Annotated in this window: 18 protein-coding genes; 3 read left to right on the forward strand and 15 right to left on the reverse strand. The window is 33.6% G+C overall.

The features are described 5' to 3' along the window. Positions 1-28: 28 nt before the first annotated feature. From FJOH_RS05580 to FJOH_RS05590, 3 genes are all read left to right on the forward strand, one after another. A complete protein-coding gene (locus FJOH_RS05580) occupies positions 29-1,456 on the forward strand; it encodes an MATE family efflux transporter (RefSeq protein ID WP_012023156.1) in 1,428 nt (475 codons plus the stop codon). A 76-nt stretch (positions 1,457-1,532) separates the two neighbouring features. Continuing rightward, positions 1,533-1,853: a DUF7716 domain-containing protein gene (locus FJOH_RS05585; protein ID WP_012023157.1), complete on the forward strand. Its 321-nt coding sequence runs from the start codon at positions 1,533-1,535 to the stop codon at positions 1,851-1,853. Between the two features lie 338 nt (positions 1,854-2,191). After that, entirely contained in the window at positions 2,192-2,842 is a 651-nt protein-coding gene (locus FJOH_RS05590) for a leucine-rich repeat domain-containing protein (protein ID WP_012023158.1), read from the forward strand. An 85-nt stretch (positions 2,843-2,927) separates the two neighbouring features. Here the strand turns inward: FJOH_RS05590 and dusB are convergent, their stop codons facing one another. The 15 genes from dusB to FJOH_RS05665 form a co-directional block, all read right to left on the reverse strand. Beyond that, positions 2,928-3,920: a tRNA dihydrouridine synthase DusB gene (gene dusB / locus FJOH_RS05595; RefSeq protein ID WP_044047535.1), complete on the reverse strand. Its 993-nt coding sequence runs from the start codon at positions 3,918-3,920 to the stop codon at positions 2,928-2,930. Positions 3,921-4,196: 276 nt separating this feature from the next. Then, entirely contained in the window at positions 4,197-5,486 is a 1,290-nt protein-coding gene (locus FJOH_RS05600) for a phenylacetate--CoA ligase family protein (protein WP_012023160.1), read from the reverse strand. After that, positions 5,483-7,150: an acyl-CoA--6-aminopenicillanic acid acyl-transferase gene (locus FJOH_RS05605; RefSeq protein WP_012023161.1), complete on the reverse strand. Its 1,668-nt coding sequence runs from the start codon at positions 7,148-7,150 to the stop codon at positions 5,483-5,485. Before FJOH_RS05605 ends, FJOH_RS05600 begins: the two co-directional genes overlap by 4 nt. 6 nt (positions 7,151-7,156) lie before the next feature. Continuing rightward, complete coding sequence (locus FJOH_RS05610; RefSeq protein ID WP_012023162.1) at positions 7,157-8,674, reverse strand: phytoene desaturase family protein; 1,518 nt, start codon at positions 8,672-8,674, stop codon at positions 7,157-7,159. Beyond that, positions 8,675-12,355 carry a 1-acyl-sn-glycerol-3-phosphate acyltransferase gene (locus tag FJOH_RS05615; protein WP_012023163.1) on the reverse strand — a complete coding sequence of 1,227 codons (3,681 nt, stop codon included), beginning with the start codon at positions 12,353-12,355 and terminating at the stop codon, positions 8,675-8,677. A 153-nt stretch (positions 12,356-12,508) separates the two neighbouring features. Next, positions 12,509-13,696, reverse strand: a complete 1,188-nt coding sequence (locus FJOH_RS05620) for a DUF2062 domain-containing protein (protein ID WP_012023164.1) — start codon at positions 13,694-13,696, stop codon at positions 12,509-12,511. An 18-nt stretch (positions 13,697-13,714) separates the two neighbouring features. Then, entirely contained in the window at positions 13,715-14,200 is a 486-nt protein-coding gene (locus tag FJOH_RS05625; protein WP_012023165.1) for a hypothetical protein, read from the reverse strand. A gap of 2 nt (positions 14,201-14,202) precedes the next feature. Continuing rightward, positions 14,203-14,574, reverse strand: coding sequence for a 3-hydroxyacyl-ACP dehydratase (locus FJOH_RS05630; RefSeq protein ID WP_012023166.1), 372 nt, complete (start codon positions 14,572-14,574; stop codon positions 14,203-14,205). A gap of 12 nt (positions 14,575-14,586) precedes the next feature. Then, the gene (locus FJOH_RS05635) at positions 14,587-15,204 is read right to left on the reverse strand and encodes an outer membrane beta-barrel protein (RefSeq protein WP_012023167.1); all 618 of its coding nucleotides are present in this window, start codon (positions 15,202-15,204) and stop codon (positions 14,587-14,589) included. After that, on the reverse strand, positions 15,204-15,806 hold the full coding sequence (locus FJOH_RS05640) for a porin family protein (RefSeq protein ID WP_012023168.1): 603 nt from the start codon (positions 15,804-15,806) through the stop codon (positions 15,204-15,206). Before FJOH_RS05640 ends, FJOH_RS05635 begins: the two co-directional genes overlap by 1 nt. Before the next feature lie 37 nt (positions 15,807-15,843). Then, positions 15,844-16,479 (reverse strand): hypothetical protein, encoded by a 636-nt coding sequence (locus FJOH_RS05645; RefSeq protein WP_012023169.1) that lies wholly within the window; start codon positions 16,477-16,479, stop codon positions 15,844-15,846. Continuing rightward, positions 16,445-17,071, reverse strand: coding sequence for an outer membrane lipoprotein carrier protein LolA (locus tag FJOH_RS05650; RefSeq protein WP_012023170.1), 627 nt, complete (start codon positions 17,069-17,071; stop codon positions 16,445-16,447). The genes FJOH_RS05645 and FJOH_RS05650 overlap by 35 nt, the downstream gene beginning before the upstream one ends. 109 nt (positions 17,072-17,180) lie before the next feature. After that, positions 17,181-17,870, reverse strand: a complete 690-nt coding sequence (locus FJOH_RS05655) for a polysaccharide deacetylase family protein (RefSeq protein ID WP_235023000.1) — start codon at positions 17,868-17,870, stop codon at positions 17,181-17,183. Positions 17,871-17,962: 92 nt separating this feature from the next. Beyond that, positions 17,963-19,024, reverse strand: coding sequence for a beta-ketoacyl synthase N-terminal-like domain-containing protein (locus tag FJOH_RS05660; protein WP_012023172.1), 1,062 nt, complete (start codon positions 19,022-19,024; stop codon positions 17,963-17,965). A 1-nt stretch (position 19,025) separates the two neighbouring features. After that, entirely contained in the window at positions 19,026-20,225 is a 1,200-nt protein-coding gene (locus tag FJOH_RS05665; protein WP_012023173.1) for a beta-ketoacyl-[acyl-carrier-protein] synthase family protein, read from the reverse strand. Positions 20,226-20,304 lie beyond the last annotated feature (79 nt).

Genomic DNA, 20,304 nt, shown 5'->3' on the forward strand with positions numbered 1-20,304 from the left:
CAAATTTTATCATTTATCCTAACATATCATGACAGAAACAACTATAAAGGAAACTTTCATTTCCAAAATTTTTACCACTTTAAAACAAGCTTTAAAAGGCGACGAATCATTTGATTATACTTCTGGAAGTATCAAAAAAGCCGTAATTCTATTAGCCATTCCTATGGTTTTAGAAATGATGATGGAATCGGTTTTTGCTTTAGTAGATTTATATTTCGTTGGTCATTTAAAACACAGCAGTTTTGCCATTCAAACAGTAGGTCTTACAGAATCTGTCTTGACCATTATATATTCTCTTGCAATAGGGATGAGTATGGCAGCAACGGCAGTTGTAGCACGCCGAATTGGAGAAAAAGATCCAATTGCTGCCGCAAAAGCCGGAATGCAGGCCATAATTATAGCCTTTGCAGTTAACAGTTTATTGAGCATTTTTGGAATTATTTATGCTAAAGATATTCTGATTGTAATGGGTTCTTCAATAGAATCAGCCGAACACGGTTACCGATTTACTCAAATTATGATTGGTTCCAGTTTATGCATTATGCTTTTATTCCTGATTAACGGAATTTTTCGCGGTGCCGGCAATGCAGCAATTGCAATGAAAAGTCTTTGGATTGCCAACATTTGTAATATTATTTTATGCCCAATTTTAATTAATGGCTTAGGACCAGTTCCGGCTTTTGGTTTAATAGGAGCAGCTATTGCGACAACTTTAGGAAGAAGTATTGGAGTTTTATATCAGGTATATCATTTGTTTTTTGGTAACGGAGTTTTAAAAATTAAAATTGCTTATTTCGCACCAGATTTCAAACAAATAAAAGCTTTGGTTAAAATCGCTGCTCCTGGAATTTTACAATTTGTAATCGCATCCTGCAGCTGGATTTTCCTGGCACAATTAGTTGCTACAACAGGAGGAGATCATGGTTCTGCTGGATATCAGACAGCGTTGAGAATTATGATGTTTTTCATACTTCCTGCTTGGGGATTAAGTAATGCCGCTGCTACTTTAGTGGGGCAGAATTTAGGAGCAAAACAAATTGAACGTGCCGAAAAATCGGTTTACACTACGGCAAGATATAATGTAATTTTCATGGCTTCGATTATGGTTATTACTTTAGTTTTTGGCCAATATATTATTTCGTTTTTTACGAATGATGAAATGGTAAAAACAGTTGCGATTGAAGCTTTACAAATTATGAGTATCGGATTTATCTTTTACGGAATAGGAATGGTTTTAATCAATACTTTCAACGGAGCGGGAGATACCTGGACACCAACCGGAATTAACTTTTTTGGATTTTGGCTGTTTCAAATTCCGCTTGCTTTTGTGTTAGCCAAACATTTTAATATGGGACCAACCGGAGTTTTTATTGCTATTCCTGTTGCTGAAACTGCAATAACTCTAGCCGGAATTTTTTTCTATAAAAGAGGAAAGTGGAAACGAGTTCAAGTATAATTGAATAATTTTTACATGTAAAGTATTACAAATTGTTATATATATTTGTGCTCTAGAAAATTATAATGATTTAAAAATGAATTTAGTGAGTATTAGAGATATATTATCTTACCCAGAAAAAAATCCGGGGACATGGTTTTATCTTCCACCGAATAAAGAAGAATGGAATTTAGATACAATGGGCGTATTTTCACTTGATAGTTATGATTTTCCACCAGACTCGAAAGACTATTTACCTGAAGAAGTGGAAAAATATGGCTGGATAGAAATATTAGATGGTGTAAGTATTGAAGATTTGGTAGAATATGCAAAAAACCAACTCGAAAATCCATCAATTGATCAGCTGTTTAATTCATTTATTTTTTATTATAAAAATGATGCATTTCTTGACTTTTAAAATAAACATAATGAATGAAAGATTCTATTCAAAATAAAAAATACCTTCAAATTTTGAAGGTCTTTTTTGGTTCTAAATGTATTTTAACATATAAAAATAATTTAATTTTTTGAAGTAGAAAATGCTATGAAAAAATATACTTATAACGACGCCATAAATGCGTATGAAATAGATCCTAGATATTTAGAGAAAGGGATTCAAGTAGCTGAGGAAAAAAAATCAATTCAATTCGTATTAAAGGCGTAGATGATTTTAACTTTAAATGTCATTTAGATTTATCACCTTTAAAAAATAAGGCTTTTATCAAAAAACTATCAATTGATGATTCATTTAAACTTTTGAGTATTAAAAATATCGAAGCTGTTTATTCTTTGAATGAATTGAAAGATTTTACAATAGCTTTACCAATAGATATTGATTTTTCGCAATTAAAACAATTAGAAAAATTATTTCTTAATAATGAAAGCTATAAAAATTTAGGCTCGTTAATAAATTTAAAAGAGCTTTATTTCTTTAGATATTCAAAAACGGATTGTTCTGAATTTTCAGACTTAAAAGGATTGACGTATTTACGTATTGATGGTTCTCGAAAGTTAACTTCATTAGAAGGAATTAGAAATTTAAGAAATTTAAAAACTATTTGGTTAGCATTTAACAATCAACTTTCAGATGCAAATAGTATTGGAGAATTGAATAAATTAGAATGGATATGGGTAGAAGGATGTAAGAATCTATTGGATTATTCATTTTTAAATAATAACAACAGTATAAAGAAATTGCTAATTTCAGATTTAGATTCACTGGATTTTGTAAGAAATATGAAGAAGTTAGAAAACATTAATTTTTGGAATTGTAAAAGTAGTGACTTATCGCCTTTGCTAGAATGCCCAACTTTAAAAGAAGTTTCTTTTCATCCCCAAAAAAAATACTATTCTCATAAGAAAGATGAGATAAATAATTTATTATTTGAAAGGAGTAAAAAATTATAAAAAAAGAGAGAACTTCAAATTTTGAAGTTCTCTCTTTTATAGTTCTTTGATAGAGTTTTAAACTTTGGAAAGATTAATTTATTTTTTAAACAAATTCATATCCTGCATAAACCTGTTCAATTTCTTTCATGATAGCGAATAAATTTTCAGGTTCATCAGTTGTAACTAATTTTTGTTTGAATTCTTTAAACGAATGGATTCCTTTAAAATAGTTGGTATAATGACGACGCATTTCTACAATTCCTAAACGCTCGCCTTTCCATTCCATAGACCATTTTAAATGATTTCTGGCAGCTTCAACACGATCAATAACCGTTGGAGCAGGTAAGTGCTCACCAGTTTTAAAATAGTGTTTGATTTCGTTAAAAATCCACGGATAACCAATCGCAGCACGACCAATCATGATACCGTCAATTCCATATTCGTTTTTATATTGTAATGCTTTTTCAGGACTGTCGATATCACCGTTTCCGAAAATTGGCATTGTAATTCTTGGGTTGTTTTTCACACGTGCAATATGCGACCAGTCTGAGTGGCCTTTGTACATTTGCGCACGTGTTCTGGCGTGAATTGTTAAAGCCTGAACACCAATATCCTGAAGTCTTTCTGCAACTTCATCAATATTAATTGAGCTTTCATCCCAGCCCAGACGAGTTTTTACTGTAACTGGTAAATCAGTTCCTTTAATAACCGCTTTGGTTAAACGAACCATTAAATCTACATCTTTCAAAACTCCGGCTCCGGCACCACGACAGACTACTTTTTTTACCGGACATCCAAAATTGATATCCACTAAATCCGGTTTTACAGTCGAAACGATTTTAGATGACATTTCCATTGCTTCCTCATCACCTCCAAAAATCTGAATTCCAACAGGACGTTCGTAATCAAAAATATCCAGCTTCATACGGCTTTTTATAGCGTCACGAATTAATCCTTCCGATGAAATAAATTCAGAGTACATCATGTCAGCGCCATGCGTTTTGCATAATCTGCGAAACGGCGGATCGCTCACATCTTCCATCGGTGCGAGTAGTAAAGGAAATTCGGGTAATTCTATGTTGCCAATCTTGACCATCTTCATTATTTTTTGCAAAATTACAACATTTAGTTCAATTTGTACCAAATTGAGGTTCAAAGGTTCAGAGCAGCAAAGCTTCAAAGGTTTTTTAAGTAGATATTAGGTCATTTCGACGAATGAGAAATCGGACCTGTATTCCCAGTTAGAGAATCGCCAATCTTTGTAGAGTTTCGAGTGTGATTTCTCCCTGCGGTCGAAATGACATACAGAACCTGGTTAGGTTAGATTAAGAAACCTTTGTCCCTATGTACCTCAGAACCTTTGTACCTTATACTACGTTCTATAATCAAAAAATCGAATAGGTTTTCGGCTCATTGGGTTAAAAACCAGAGGATTTAAAGTTTCTTTTGAAGCGAATTCTATTTTTGGAGTAACTCTTAACTTAGCTCTAAAGTGATCTTTAATTTCCTGTAAAAATTCTGGAGACTGATTTTTTACAGCAATTTTTATTACGATTTCATCAGTGCCTAAATCATTGGTTGAAATTTCGATAATATGATTTTCGATATTGTCGAAGCCGCTCAAAACATCATTCATTGCTGGCGGATAAAGCGTTGTTCCTTTATATTTTATCATTTGCTTTTTACGGCCTACAACCGGGCCGACACGTAATGTGTTTCTTCCGCAGGCACAAGGTTCGTTATGAAGCTGTACCATATCGCCGGTTTTAAAACGCAGTAAAGGCATTGCTTCGATTCCTAAAGTTGTAAAAGTAAGCTCGCCCGTTTCGCCGTTTTTTACAGGTAAATTATTTTCGTCCAGAACTTCAACAATAATCAGTTCCGGATGATGATGCCCGCCATTTCCGTGTTCACATTCCGTAAAAGCCGTACTCATTTCAGTAGAAGCATAAGTCGAAAACAACTTAATATTCCATTTATCTGTGATTTTTTTAGATAAAGTATTCATTGCAAAATCCTGCTCTCGCAATGATTCGCCAATGCAGACCGCACCTTTTATACTTGAATTATTATAATCGATTCCGTGAATTTCGGCATATTCAATTAATTTCAATAAGAAAGAAGGAACCGTAATTAAATACGTTGGATTGTATTTTAAAATCGAATCCCACTGCATTTCCGGAATTCCGGCACCAACACGAATAACGCCTACTTTCAATTTTCTCAATCCCAGAAAATAAGCCAGTCCGGCCATAAACTTTCTGTCAATTGTAGTCATTAACTGTACTACATCGCCTTCTGCAATTCCGGCGCAGGCAAACGAAATCGCTTCGTTGTAAGCCAATCGGTCTAAATCAGAATCCGTTAAACCAAAAGTAACAGGATCACCTAAAGTTCCCGAAGTAGAGGCGTAGTCGATAATTTTATTTTGCGGAACACACAAAAAATCGTCGTTGTACTGTTGTAAATCTTCTTTTGTTGTAACAGGCAGAAACTGTAAATCTTCAAGCGTTTTAATTTTTGAAACATCAATATTCTGTCCCGCAAAAAGTCTTTTATAAAAAGGAGAATTCTCGCTGATGTAAGCTAAAAGTTCGGCTAATTTTTTTTCCTGAAAAATTTTAATGTCTTCTAAAGAATCTTTTTCTATTGCTGGAATCATTGTAACTTTCTTTTGATTTTTTTTAAATATTTTTCAATTTGTTCTTTTTCAGGCAAAGTGGTAATTTCTTTGGTCAAAGCTTTTTCAAAATTAAGCTTCGCCTGGCCGAATTCTTTTATTTGGTAAAAGTACAATCCTGCTTTATAATACACAACCCAATAATCAGGGTTTAATGATTGATAATTATGAAGAAACTCTGGCGAAATCGTTTCTTTATTTTCAAGGAGAGAATCTATTTTATGATTTTCAATTCTAAATTTTTGATAATCACGATAAGCCGTTGTTTCTAAAAAAGGATCTTTTGCAATATTTAAATTTTCTTTTTGAAAAGAAACCACAGAATCATTTTTTCTGTTGCAAAAAATTGAATTTAAATCATAACACACAAATTCGCCTAATTGATACGGATTTGCCGAAACCCAGACTAATTTTTCTTTTGGTTTAAAGATAATTCCGTGATGTGCCATTAACTGATTCAGAGCTTTTTCTGAACCATAACCCAATTCGATATCTTTTAAACCGTTTTTATTTCGAAGAATTTTTGATGCAATTTCAGGATTCACTTTTGGGTTTTGCGACAAAAGTTCCTGCATTCTTTCAAAACGGTATTCAGAATGGCTGTTTAAAATCTGTTCCTTATTTCGTTTGTCGGCTGCAAAAGCTTTACCCTGAAAATGGTTCGAACAAATTAATTGATCGCTGTTTGGAACATCGTAAACGTCCATTTTTGTTGGAGAAACCTCAATCAAAATAGCTTTGTTATCATTGGCACTTCCCACCATAATAGATTCAGAAACAAATACTTTTCTTTTTTTTGCAATGGCAACGGCTTCGTCAATATTCTTGGCGTGTTGTAAAATTTCGCGGGTCAAAATTGAAATTGGTGTTTTCGCAATCAGCGGAATTTTAGATTTCGAAGCGTTAATCGTTACCGTTAAACCTTCCTGATTCATTCCCGAAACCGCGCCCACCATTCCCGGCCAGGTAACCATCATAAACGGATAACCATCTTTTGGATTTATAAAAGCAGCAATTTTATTTTCCGCGAAAGCGTCATTTACATAAAAATCAAAATTGCGTCCCAGAATTAAACTGCCGTCTTCTGATTTTTCATTCCACGCCGCAAAAGAAGAACAGCCAACTAAAGCCAGATCTTGCAAAGCGTGTCCAATATCGTGCGCACCGTGCAGATATAAACCTCTTTGATATTTTGGTGCTATAGTATTAAATTCATCCGATGTATATTCAGAAACGCCATAAATTTCGGTTTGATATTCTTCGGGAACATTCAAATACAATTTTCGGTTGTACCATCTTAGAAACTGGCGAAGCAGTTTTTGCTGAAAACTTGACGGAATGAAATCGTTTATTTTAGAGAAGAAAATCTGTTGTTGTTTTTTTAAAAGAGAATCTGTTAAAGCTCCGGTGTTTAAACCTATTTCCAGCGGATCGCCTTCGGCGTATAATTCCCAAAGACCTTGTTTGTTTTTTAAAAGAGAATTTTTTCCAGAAACAAAAACCGAATCTGATTTTTTTACGACAATTGGTTTTTGTGAATTGAAACCTGAAAGATCAGGTTTATGACGCATTGATTTTGATGTACCGCAAGAAACGAACAGTTGCAAAAAACCGATAAATAAGAAAAATAAAATTCGGTTTTTCATGACCCACTATTCAGATTCCGTATTAATTTTAGTTAAGAGATATTCTTTCCCAACAATTTCAGAGCAGGTATTTACGGCTCCAATGGTAACACCCAGAACCCCGTGCATGTTAGTACTTTGGCCCGTAAGATACAGATTTTCCAGCTTAGTTTTTACCGGAATCATTGTTTTCATCGGATTATTAGAATCTTTAACATATCCGTACATATTTCCATTATGTCCGCCAATATAATCACGATACGATAATGGAGTAGAAGTATGAATTGATTTTATGCAATCTCTAATTCCCGGAAATTTGATTTCGATTTCTTCCAGAAATTTAGCTGCTTTTCGGTTTTTGAAATCCTCATAACTTTCCCCGCGGTCATTTTCTTCTGCAGTTGTATTAAAAGTATCTGCCCAGGGTTCGACATCTTTGTATTTCATGTACGTTAAAAAAGTCATTCCTTCTGCCCAGATTTCTTCTTTTTTAGAAGCATTCATGGATGCCATATAACTTTTTGGCCACGAACTTTCATCATATTCCTGAGCCGTCCAGACATCATCACTTTTTTTGAAATGATAAAAATTATGATTGATGTATTTAAAACTTTCCGGTTCAAAAACGATATACAAACTAAAAGCCGAAATGACATCTTCGAGATCCTGAATTCGGTTAAAAAAAGCTTTTCTAAAGTTTTCTGAACCCGCCATTTTTAAAGTTGTTTTAGGTTCAATATTCGAAATAAAAATCGAACCCGAAACTTGTGTTCCGTTTTTTAAATCTACAGAAACGACTTTGTTTTCTTCAACATTAAAACGGGTAACTTCTTTGTACTTATAGAATTCTCCGCCATACTTTTTGAGTTGTTTTAAAAGCTGTTTCGTAATCTGGCTGCCGCCGTTTATGCAGCGCCACGAACTTTGAATATAGGAATTAACAGAAAGTGCATGAACATAAAAAGGCGATTTATCCGGAATTCCTGCATATAGGAAATTAGATCCGGCAAGCACCGCTTTTAGTTTTTCATTTTCTGTAAAGGCATTAATAGTTTCTTTTGCATTAAGTTCCAGAATTTCAGGATCGTATTTTCCTTCCCAGTTTAAATTGTACAGCGGAAAAGCATCGCAGACTGTTTTTAATTTTTCGCAGTAGTTGTAGAGATTTTCTTTTTCCTCCGGAAAGAAAACAGCAAGCTGATTTACGAAATTTTCATAACCCTGTGCATGCGGATATTCGTTTGGATCGTTTTCAAAAGAAATCATATCGAAGCAGTCTTCATCTAATTTTTTTAAATTAAGATGATCGATAATGCCGAGATATTTGAAATATTGATAGAGATTTTGTCCTTTTTCTAAACCTCCGATATAGTGAATCCCGGTATCAAAAATAGTTTTATCGCGAACAAAAGTCTGGAGATTTCCTCCGTATTGATTGTTTTTTTCGAGTACACAAACGCTGTAGCCTTCCTTAGCCAAAATGATAGACGAAACCAAGCCGCCTAAACCACTGCCAACAATTACTACATCATATTGCTTTTTCATTTATTTTTTGTTTAAAACAATTATTCCGTTTTCTTCTGAAATAATCTCAAAACCAGCATTAAGCAGCTGTGTTTTTAAACCGGAACAATTTACTAAAATAACAGACGAAATAGCAGAAACGGCTTTTTCAATTGCAGCAGCATAACTTTCATCAGAAATTAAAAGTACTTCGTGCTGATTTTCAAATGCAGATTCTAATTGATCTACATAAAATATTTTTCTCTTTTTGAGGAAATAATTTGTTTTGGCAACCGATAATTTTTCTTCATCATTGATAAAAGAAACTATTTTTCGCTGCGGTTCCTGAAGTGTCAATAAAACATCCAATTGCCCGTAATCACTGCTAAGATGTAAAATTTTAGCCTTGGGATTCAGGTGTTTATTTAAGTTGTAATAGATTTCTAAATTCTGTTTCAGATCTTTTTTTACACTGTCGCCAATTTCAATTTCTTTGTAATCGTAACTATTGACCACCATTTTTTTGAAATAATCCGGACCTTCAAGTTCTTGTCTTATCCTGCGGTATTCTGCTTTAAAGAAAGTACTTATTTGTTTCGTTCTTTCGGCATAATTATTTCCAAAAGAAAGATTATCAGGTGCAATTCTTTCTAAAATCGAAACGGTAAGAGCGCTTTTGTGAATTACAAAATCGCCTTTTGGAATGGCCTCTGACGCGCCGTGAATAACAACAGGAATAATATCCAGGTTGAATTCTTCGGCTAAAAAGAAAGCGCCTTTATGGAATCTTTTAATAACATTGTTTTCTGAACGCGTGCCTTCCGGAAAAACCATTAAAGAATAGCCTTCGTCTACTTTTTTGCGTAAATGTTCTACACCGCCTTCTAAACCTTCAGAAACGGGATAAAATCCTGCTTTTCTAACAATACCGCCAAAAATAGGAGAGTTGTAAACCCAGTCGCTTACCAAAAAGATAATTTTTGGACTCAGCATTCCCATTGCTAAAATATCAACAAAAGAAGAATGATTGGCAATAATGACAGCTGGTTTTTCAAAAGTTTCGTTATAATTATTAATGACTTTTTTGCTTATAAACGGATTCGAATACAATACTGATTTCATTAATTTTGAAACCACATATCTAAATCCTTTCATTTTTGTTTTGGCGCTCAGCGGTATAATCGGCATAAGCGTAAAACTGAAAACCGACATCACAAAACCGCCTAAACCATAATAAGTAAACGAGATTACACCATGAATAAACGTGCGGAGTTTAAATGGCGGATTTCCTTTTTTAGGACGATTCGATAAAAAGACTTTAAAGAGGATCGGGTAAAAAATAAAGGTGATAATTAACGCGGCAAAAACTCCAATTAAGGAAACAGACGAAATAGATCGCAATGCTGGATGTTTGGCAAAAATCATGGCGCCAATTCCTAAAATGGTCGTAATTACTGCCAGAATAATTGAAGTTCTGTAAATCGCGATTTCATTTTTTCCGTTGGTATATTCCTTTTGCAATGCGCTTGTCATAAAGATGCTGAAATCAACTCCGTGACCAAAAATTAAAGTACAGACAATCATGCTGAAAATATTCATTTGAATGCCAAAAATGCCCATAATTCCTGCCGTTACAATTCCCGTTAAAGCTATAGGAATACAGCTGATGATAACCAATTCGATTCTTCGGAAAAAGAAAAACAGAATTAAAATTACGGCAACAAAAGAATAATTTACAAGCGAATTAAAATCGGTTTTCAGAGTGCTGAAAAAAGTTTCATTCATCTGCTGGCGGTCGATTGCAATAATATTTTCTTTGGCGGAAGCCGATTTTACAAAATGATCACGCTGTTCCGGCGTAACTTTTACTAAAGTAGAAATCGTATAAAAACCATTTTTTTCGGTTACAAATTCTTTCAGCTGCAATGCCTGAACTTTTAAATAATCTTCTGTCGAAATAGGTTTAAAATCAAAATCTAAATGATCAAAAAATAAAGAATATGTGCTGGGCTTAAAACCGAGTTTTGAACCTTCGGCAATTAATCCAGCTTTTAAAATTTGTTTTTTATCTGAACTCCAGAATGAATTCCATTTCTGTATTTTTTGCTCTTGCTCTTTCTGCGAAAGCACAATACCGCCAACTGAACTGAAATTTAATATTTTGTTTTGTTGTTTTTCTTTTGATAAATCGTTAAAAAGTCTGCTGTTGTTTTGAAGCACTTCTTCCATGCTTTTTCCATACGACGCCACATAAATGGTTTTAGAAGTTAAGCTGGTGCTTTCTTCCAATTGCTTTTCGGCCGTTTTAATATCTTTTGGAACAAAATTTAACTGCGACAAATCGTTGTTGAAACCTACATCATTATAAGTAAAACAGCAGATAATGGTAATGATAACGCAAAACCCAATTAAGAATTTATTATTGTGAAATGAAAAATGAGCCAGTTTATCGATTGCATTTTTCTTGTGTTCGAAATTGTTTTCTTTTGGTTTATATAAATGCGGAACAATCAAAAGCGAAAAAATTCCGGTTGCCATAACAATAACGGCAGCGAAAATTCCGAGATCGTTCAACGCATCCGATTTTACAAAAAGCAGACATAAAAATGCAACGGCTGTAGTAGAGCTGCTCATAATTACCGGCATTGTAATGTCTTTGTACAACGTTTTGATGTCGCTGTTGTGTTTGTAATGCGTAAGAATGTGAAGCGAATAATCGATCGTGATTCCTAATAAGATAGAACCAATTCCGAGTGAAATAGCCGAGATTTGTTCTTTAACAAAATATAAAAATGCTACGGCAAATAAAGCCCCGAAAACCGTTGGAAGAAAAATGATTAACGGAATAAATATTTTTCGGTAAAACAAAATCAAAATCAGCATTAAGGTAAACATCGCGATTGAAGTTGTCAATACAATATCACTTTTAATTTGTTTTGCATTGGCTGCCGCAATTAAGGCAGAACCAAAATAACTTACCGAAGTTTTGCCTTTAAACTGGGTATTTAAATTTTCCTGAATCGATTTTAGCTTTTCGGCAAAAATGCTGTTTTTTTCGGTTTCGCTCGATGAAATATCTGAAGTTATAAAAAGCAGTAATTTCTTTTTATCCTTTGTCATTACAAAACCATTGTCGAGCGTAAAATCGTCGCCAATATTTAATTGCTGTAATTTTTTTAACGCAATAAAAGAAATCCCAAGCGGATCCTGCAGAATAAAATCTTTTGTAATAAATCCGGATGGAGAAATAATCGATTTATAATTCCCTTGAACGGTTGCCGCAATACTGTCTTTTTGAAGTTTTTCCTGAATTAAGGCATAATCTTTATCATCCAGAAAAAGGGGCAGATTGTTGTAAACAAAATCAATAGTTTCCTGAATATTTTCTTCGTCAATTTTTCCCTGAATTCCTGAAATGTATGGTTTGCAGGATTTAGAAACGCTGTCTGAAAAAACAGAAGCCATTTCTTTTAAATCTTCGGCAGAACCGTTTTTTTCGAGTTTGAAAATTACCGTGGTTTTATCGGCAAAGTTTAATTGTTTTAAAACTTTTGCAGTTGCGTCGGCTTTATCATTTGTTGGAATAAGTTTGGTAATATCTTCTTCAAACTTAATCTGCGAAGCGAAAAAGCCAAATACCAAAAGCATCAAAACAGCCAGAAAAACCGAAAGTGATTTTCTTCGATTTACAAATAAATGAATGGCGTAGAAATATTGATGCATGGTTATTTATTATTGTTTTTTGCCGCAGATTAAAAGATTAGCTTTAGTTTGTGACCCTGAGCAAATTCGAAGGGCGTTCCAATTGGATGTGGGCTTCGACTTCGCTCAGCCTGACAAACTGGATGTAAAAATCCTTTAATTAGTGGCAAAACCTTATTTACTATTCGTTTTATTTTTAGAACTAAAAGTGGTTAAAAGCAAATAACTTATTACTCCTGCTGATAGTGCTAAAACGGTTGCTAAAATAAGACTTCCAACGATATATTGAGCAGCATTTTTTTGAATATCGTCGAGTGTGGCCGAACTGTCTAAAATTAACGGCGCATCACTGGATACAAAAAGGCTTCCGGTTTTTAAAGAACCGTAAATTATAAGCGGTATAAAGGGAGGAAAACTCACATTTGACGACAAAAAAGCAATGACTTTATTGAGCCTGAATAAAGCAGCGAAAGTAAAAAGCAGGATAGTTTGAAATCCCCAAAAAGGCGAAATCCCGATAAAAATTCCCAAAGCAATCGCAGCCGATTTTTTGAAATTAGAATCATTGCTTTCTAAAATATCTTCAAGGAAGAATTTTTTAAAACCTTTTTTTTTTGCCCGCCTAAAAAAATCGCGAGGTTTGATGTACAATAAAGCATTAGTTACCAAAACGGTATTTAAAATACTGATTCGGGTAAAATCTCTAAAAGGACGGAAATGTGAAACGCGTTCAGCCGGATCGTACAAAATTTGAATTGGAATATTTTTTACAACAATTCCTTTCCAGGCAGAACGAACTATGACTTCGATTTCAAACTCAAATTTATTGGTATAAAATCGTTTTGGGATTAATTTTAAGGGATATAATCTAAAACCTGATTGTGTATCTTCGAGAACAATTCCGGTTTCAAACTTGAACCAGAAATTCGAAAATTTGTTTCCAAAACTGCTTTTCTTAGGAACATTTTCCTGAGTCATGTTTCGGCTTCCAATTAAAAGCGAATTTGGTTCTTTTTGAATTTCTTCAATAAAAATGGGAATATCAGAAGCGAAATGCTGACCATCAGAATCTATCGTAATGGCATATTCAAAATTTAATTCAATTGCTTTTCTAAAACCATTTCGCAGCGCTCTTCCTTTTCCTAAGTTTTTAGGATGGTGAATTTGAGTCAGCTGCGAATATTGTTTTAAAATCTCGCTGGTTTCGTCTGTAGAACCATCGTTTACGATAATGACATTTGAAGTGAAATCTAAAATAGAATCCAGTACTCTTTTTAATGTTTTCTGGTTATTGTAAGTTGGAACAATAACACAAAAAGAAGTTGAATCGAGCAATTCCTGCTTTGATATAATAGGTTTCATTGAGAATTTTTCATGAGCTTATTTTACAAACTGCTTCTCTTTTTCAGAGAAACTTTTAGATTGTAAAACAAAATCTTTTAGATATTCTTTTAAAGCACCACTCTGTGATGGATAATAAGTAGTGATGAATTTTTTATCTTCTTTAATATTTTTTTTGTAACCCGTAATAGCCGGAACATCTTCCTGAATACTCAGTCTGATCATTCGCATTTCAATATTACTCGGATCACTTTTAATGGTTGCTTCAAGAAGTTTCGCGCCTTCTTTAAAGCGTGAAATTTTACTTCCCATTATGCTTTCAAATTTAGAATCTACTAAGATTGAAGCGGCTTTGTAAGCCACTAAAATTTTCTCATCGTTGTTAGAAACGCTGGAAAGTTTTTCTGTAAATTCTTTAGCGTTAGCTTCTGATTTTGCAACATCAGGGTAGATTTTTCGGATAGAAGCCAAATCTGGTGTATTGGCAAAATTTATCCATAGAAGTAGTGATACTAGTAATTTCATAATTATAATTTTTTATACGTATTGCTTAATTTAAGCGCTACGGTGTCGTTAAAATATGTGGTGTTTTTCACCTTTACCAAATCATCTTCTGTGGTTGTAATGTCAAGTTCTAAACGAAGTTCTGGATTCGTTTCCGGATTAATTAATGCCATGAATTTTACATTCGAAAGCGTTTGTATCATCAATGAACTTTGAGTAATAGACTCTGTAAGTTCTTTAATAATCTGAATCATGCAAACACCCGGCATAATTGGGTTTCCAGGAAAATGACCTTTAAAAACCTCATGATTGGCATTAACTAATATACGAATATTAAATTTAGTATCGCCAGTTTTTTCTTGTGAAAGTACTTTGTAAAAGTCTTTTAAAACCATAATTTTATTTTTTTATTTCGTATCAAAAGAGTACGAAACACCTATTTGAAAATTGATATTTGTATTATAATCACCAAATAAATAGTGATTATTAGAATCGTTTGTATAGTAATCGCTGTCCAGAATATCCAGAAAACCTTTTTTAAATCGAACATCAAAAGCAAGACCCGATGGCATTCGATAACCAAGACCTAAGTTAAAAGCAAAGTCGTTATAATTTTTTCTTCGAACTAAATTGTCCGTTAAGCGAACATCTAAAGAAGGACCAAATAAAACCTGAAAACCCTGCCCGAATGTAAATTTGTTTATCATCGAAAGAGATAAATAATCCAGTCTTAAATCCTGATACGCCACTTTATTTGTTTCTGAAACAGGGTCATAATAATTTCGTGCAACATTATTAGATCCTTGTTTGACGTAAGTTATTTCGGGTTGTAACGCATATTTTTTAGTTAGGTTTATTTCACCAAAACCGCCAAAATAAAAATCAGGCCTGTAATCGGCGTGCATTTCTGAAATTGTAGAAAGGCTTAAACCACCTCTTAAACCGGGTTTAAAAGTTACTTGGGCTTGTATGTTTACGATTGCAAAAAAAAGCAATATGGCAATCGCTGCTTTCTTTTTATACATTATTTTACTTTAAAAGTGTAGCTGATACCAATTTGAAAAACCTGATTTAATATAACATCATTATAGTAATAATTATCATCATTATTAATTCCGTCATAACCATAAATGTCTATCAATCCTTGTTTGATTCTGGCCTCAAATGTTAATCCGTTTGGCAGTGTATAACCAACGCCACCAACAATGGCAAGGTCAAAATTTTCAGGGCTGCTGTTTATATAATTGTCATCAATTTTGAAATCTAATGACGGACCGCCTAAAATGTGAAAACCTTTTCCGCCAATATTAAATTTTGCAACCGCACCAACCGTTAAGTAGTTTAATTCATAATTTACATAACGATAATTATAGCCGTTTCCAAAATATTCTCTTCCTTCATCACCTTGTCTTGAATACGTTAACTCAGGCTGTAACGAAAAATATTTGTTAAATTTAATATTTACCAATCCACCAATATAGAAATCCGTTTTTGATCTATTATCATCAATATTGGTTAATGTTGATACATTTAATCCTCCTCTTAAACCCGGACTAACTTTTACCTGGGCTTGTGATTTTACAAGTCCGATAAATAAAACGAATGCAATTAAGGTTATTTTTTTCATTTTTTGATTAGTTTAATTTTATGGTTAGTTTAATATTCTACTCAGACTTGAAATAATTCAACTCAATTTTAAGCTTAATATTTTGATGGATAATCTGAATCTTCTCAGCAAAAATATTGTTTTCTGAATTGAAATACAGCGTAATTTTTTCTTTTGTTTTAGACGAGTGAACGATCTTCTCTAATTTCTGATCTTTTTTGGAGATAAAAATATAATTGTCCCGTTTACCATCTGCTGATTTATAAATGTCTGCCGATTCGTTTTCAAACTGTTCCTGAATCAAGTATTCTTTTTTTAGAAGAAGACGAAAATCTTCTTTTAAAGTATTAATCAATATTTTTCGGTCTAATTCTGAAACAATAGAATTGACTTTAAAGTCTGTTTCAGAGATTTCAAAATCCATTAATTTGTTTCCGAATTCGGTTGTAAAAACGATTCGGTGTGTAGTGTCGTTTATTTTTTTGGTAATAAAAATTCCTGATAATTCATTTCCGTAAACGCTTATGTTGGTTTTATAAACATAATCGGTTTTTGAATCTGAAAAATACGGAACCGCATAAGACGTTTTGTCTAATTTTTTTGGCGTATAGTTTTTTGTGACCGAGCCGCAAGAAACCAAAACGATTGCCAGAAAGCAATTAATTAGTAAAAACTGAATCGTCGATTTTTGCATTGATTACTTTATTTTTAAGTACAATTCTGGTATAATCTTCAGATGATTCTAATAATTTTACCTGAACCACAGTTGCTTCTTCCTTGTCAAAAGTCAGTTCAATTTGTTTAATGTATTTTTTAAGCGTTGCATCTTTCGGAATAAATTTAGCAAGGTTCTGACCTTTCAATTTAAAATACGAAATCGTAAATTCTTTGTCGTCAAACATATTACCGCTCACGCTTCCTACGATTAATTTATTGATTCGGGCAAAAATTTTACTGTCGCCCATATCAACTGCACTTTTCTTTCCTTCGTCGTTAATCAGGATTTTTCCGTTTTTAAAAGTAATACTGTAATTGTATGGTTTTTTATACTGCCATTGCAAAAGCGAAGGTTCTTTAAAAACCATTTTTCCCGAAGTTTCAATATCTTTTGATAAAAAATCCAAATGTTTGTACTGAACAAAATCAGTACTTAAGGTTTTGATTTTTTTAGATACAACATTTACGTCTTCTTTAAATTGTGCTATTTCGGCAGCGGTCATTTTTTGTTCCTGAGCAAACAAACCGCCTGAAATAAATAGAATTAGTAGAGCTATTTTAGTTTTCATAATTTTTAAAATTGTGCTTAATGTTTTTCCCACTGATTAAAAAGATTCACACAGATTTTTATTGAATAAAAATCCGTTGTATCCGCGTCTTCGCGATAGCGAATCCGTTTCATCCGTGTTCAATTTCATAAGCATTAAGATTCAAAAGTTCTTCGATCGAAACGACCTGATAATTATTTTGCTGTAAAAATTGCAAAAACTGTTCCAAGACCAAAACAGAGTGCTCGCCTGTATCATGCAAAAGTACAATTCCGCCGGGAGAAACTCGTTTTGTAATTCGGTTTAAAATTAATTCCTGGTTTTTGGTCCCGCCATCAAGAGAACGAATATTCCAGCCAATTGTTTTATGTCCGGTTAATTTTAAAGCTCTCCGAATAGAAGGCGTCGTAACCCCGTAAGGCGGACGAAAAAAGTTTATTTTTTTTGAAGTGAGTTTTTCCAGAAGAGCATCGGTTTTTTCGATTTCTTCTTGTATTTGTCCGGCATTGTAAAAATCAAAAAAATTGGAATGACTGTACGAATGATTTCCAACCAAATGACCTTGAGCAATAATTTGTTTTACGATTTCAGGATGCTTTTCAATATTTTTTCCAATGCAGAAAAAAGCCGCTTTGGCATTGTATTTTTTTAGAAGTTCTAAAACCTCTAAAGTAAATTCACTTGGGCCGTCATCAAAAGTCAGCGCAATTTTTTTCTCTTTTTCTAATGGATTATTACAAAACGCTTTTACATGATAATTAGACGAAATTCTCGAAGAACCAAAAGCGTTTATTCCAATCCAAAGAAAAATTACAGCCAAAAAACACCATGCATGTATTGCGATATAAAGATTCAGAAGAAACAGTAAAAGCAATAAAAGGATAAAAAATATCGAGATGTTTTTATGCGTTATCATTTTGACAGTAACGTAAAACTATGATTTTTTCCGCTTAATTGGTTGTACAATAAAATGGTTTTGTAAGCTGATTTTGTAAGCTGATTTACTTTTATGATTTCAGGAACTTCCTGTGTTTTTAAAATTTTTGCAGCCATCCAAAAAGCAAAAGCCGAAGCTGTATCATATTCGCCACTCAAATGTTTGTAATACAAAACAGGAGTTTTTGAGAAAGCATTTTCGGCCAGATTTCTATAATAATTTTCAAAATCTGCATTTCCGTCAAAACCTAAAACCAAAGCATCAATATCTGAAATTTCTAAGTTATTAGATTTTAGAAAAGATTTGATTTCAGTTTCAACTTCATTTGCTTCCAGGGTATTTACAATAGCAACATCTAGAAGTTCAGCATAGGTATTGTCTTTTCTTTCGTTTTCTAAAACAAAAAAACTGGCACCTTCACCATAAACGGCACCGCTTGTTTTAGAAGTTAAAACGTCATAAGGAGCCGAATTATCAGCTTTAATTCGTCCCTTTAATTTGAAAAGTGCAGTAGTATAATCACCGTTTTCATCAACACCGCCAACTAAAATTGAATTGGCTTCATCTTCTTCGATCTGCATTTTAGCATCTAAAAGTGCCGATTCAAAAGAAACCGCACCGTTTACATACGTAAAATTATAGCCTTTACATTGCTGTAAAAGTGCAATCTGCGCACCAACTGTATTATGAGTCGATTGAATGAAAGAAGTAGGAGTAAGGAACTCTTCTTTATTATCTAAAATACTTTTCAGGAATTTTTCAGAATCTTCGATACAGCCTAAACCGGTTCCGGTAATAATGGCATCGACTTTTTCGACATTTGCATCTTTCATGGCTAAGGCCGAAGCTACAATTCCGTTTTTTACACCTTTTGCCATTCTTCGGCTTGCGGCCGGAGAAATATATTCTTTGTATGCCGGCGAAACAATTGCCAGTACATTTTCATCGTGATTAACATTGGCCTCTTCTAAAAAAACAGTATCAAATGTTTTTTGAGTCGAAATACAGCCTACTCCATTTATATATGTTTTTTTCATTTTAGCTTTTTGAAAATATAAGTGTTGAACAGTTTCCTCCAAATCCGAAAGAATTAGATAAAACGTGTTCGATATTTTTATTTATTAAAGAAGTCTGTGGTGTTAAGTCAAATTCTTCCATCTGCGTTTCGAAATTCAAATTCGGATAAACAACATTATTCTGAATTGCCAAAACGCTGTAAACCGCTTCAATTGCCGCTGCAGCTGCTAAAGTATGACCAGTAAACGGTTTGGTAGAACTAAAATCCGGAACTTTTTCTTCTTCGTAAATGCGGCGTAAAGCTCTTCCTTCGGATAAATCGTTATTTGGCGTTGCAGTCCCGTGAACGTTGATGTAGTCAATTTCAGAAGGTTTTAAACCCGAAACTTCAAAAGCTTTTTTCATAGCCAGAAAAGCACCGTCTCCGTTTTCAGAAGAAGCCGTTTGGTGAAAAGCATCATTGGCATTTCCATAACCTGAAACTCTTGCCAATACTTTTTTATTTTGTTTCTCGACAATTTCATCCGATTCTAAAACCAAAAAAGCAGCAGCTTCTCCAAGATTTAACCCTTTTCTGTTATTGTCAAAAGGTTTGTTGTAATCGTCAGATAAAATCATCAAAGTCTTAAATCCGTTTATGGTAAATTTTGACAAAGCATCGGCTCCGCCTACAATTACGCGGTCCAGTTTTCCGGTTTTGATTAATCTCGCGCCCAGCATAATTGAATTGGCTGCAGACGAACAAGCGGTACTTATTGTCGACACCATTCCTTTTAAACCCAGTTCTTCGGCAATCTTTTCAGCAACATCGCCGCCGTCGTGACAGGTAATATATTTAACCAATTCCGGTTTTTCGAAATAATCGTAATAATGTTTCTCTGTCATGTCCATTCCGCCTACACTAGTAGCCGAAATAAGTCCGGTTCTAAATTCGTTGATAGAGGTTATGCCGGCATTTTCAACAGCTTGTTTTGCTGCCAAAGTACCAATCATAGCGGTTCTCGAAAAATTATTATCGCTGTTTAATTCCAGTTCGCTGATCAGTTCATCGTTGGTTTTTTTAATTTCCCCCACTTTAATAACATCTGCATGAACTGTAGAAATATTGGAGATACGGGAAATCCCGATTTTATTTTCGATTAATGAATGGTAGTTTTCCTCAACCGAATTCCCGATTGCGGAGATAATTCCCATTCCCGTTATTGCAACACCTTTACTCATTAATTTTAGAGTTTTGATTTTAGATTTTAGATTCTTAGAACTTTGTCAAAATTTTAAACTTTGACAAAGTTGACGGATT

This window comes from Flavobacterium johnsoniae UW101 (assembly GCF_000016645.1).
GTDB classification, from domain to species: Bacteria; Bacteroidota; Bacteroidia; order Flavobacteriales; family Flavobacteriaceae; genus Flavobacterium; species Flavobacterium johnsoniae.

Bases quoted from the DNA above. Each gene is read 5' to 3' on its own strand.
- FJOH_RS05580 (WP_012023156.1), top strand. From the start codon at position 29: ATGACAGAAACAACTATAAAGGAAACTTTCATTTCCAAAATTTTTACC.
- FJOH_RS05585 (WP_012023157.1), top strand. From the start codon at position 1,533: ATGAATTTAGTGAGTATTAGAGATATATTATCTTACCCAGAAAAAAAT.
- dusB (WP_044047535.1), bottom strand. From the start codon at position 3,920: ATGGTCAAGATTGGCAACATAGAATTACCCGAATTTCCTTTACTACTC.
- FJOH_RS05600 (WP_012023160.1), bottom strand. From the start codon at position 5,486: ATGATTCCAGCAATAGAAAAAGATTCTTTAGAAGACATTAAAATTTTT.
- FJOH_RS05605 (WP_012023161.1), bottom strand. From the start codon at position 7,150: ATGAAAAACCGAATTTTATTTTTCTTATTTATCGGTTTTTTGCAACTG.
- FJOH_RS05610 (WP_012023162.1), bottom strand. From the start codon at position 8,674: ATGAAAAAGCAATATGATGTAGTAATTGTTGGCAGTGGTTTAGGCGGC.
- FJOH_RS05615 (WP_012023163.1), bottom strand. From the start codon at position 12,355: ATGCATCAATATTTCTACGCCATTCATTTATTTGTAAATCGAAGAAAA.
- FJOH_RS05620 (WP_012023164.1), bottom strand. From the start codon at position 13,696: ATGAAACCTATTATATCAAAGCAGGAATTGCTCGATTCAACTTCTTTT.
- FJOH_RS05625 (WP_012023165.1), bottom strand. From the start codon at position 14,200: ATGAAATTACTAGTATCACTACTTCTATGGATAAATTTTGCCAATACA.
- FJOH_RS05630 (WP_012023166.1), bottom strand. From the start codon at position 14,574: ATGGTTTTAAAAGACTTTTACAAAGTACTTTCACAAGAAAAAACTGGC.
- FJOH_RS05635 (WP_012023167.1), bottom strand. From the start codon at position 15,204: ATGTATAAAAAGAAAGCAGCGATTGCCATATTGCTTTTTTTTGCAATC.
- FJOH_RS05640 (WP_012023168.1), bottom strand. From the start codon at position 15,806: ATGAAAAAAATAACCTTAATTGCATTCGTTTTATTTATCGGACTTGTA.
- FJOH_RS05645 (WP_012023169.1), bottom strand. From the start codon at position 16,479: ATGCAAAAATCGACGATTCAGTTTTTACTAATTAATTGCTTTCTGGCA.
- FJOH_RS05650 (WP_012023170.1), bottom strand. From the start codon at position 17,071: ATGAAAACTAAAATAGCTCTACTAATTCTATTTATTTCAGGCGGTTTG.
- FJOH_RS05660 (WP_012023172.1), bottom strand. From the start codon at position 19,024: ATGAAAAAAACATATATAAATGGAGTAGGCTGTATTTCGACTCAAAAA.
- FJOH_RS05665 (WP_012023173.1), bottom strand. From the start codon at position 20,225: ATGAGTAAAGGTGTTGCAATAACGGGAATGGGAATTATCTCCGCAATC.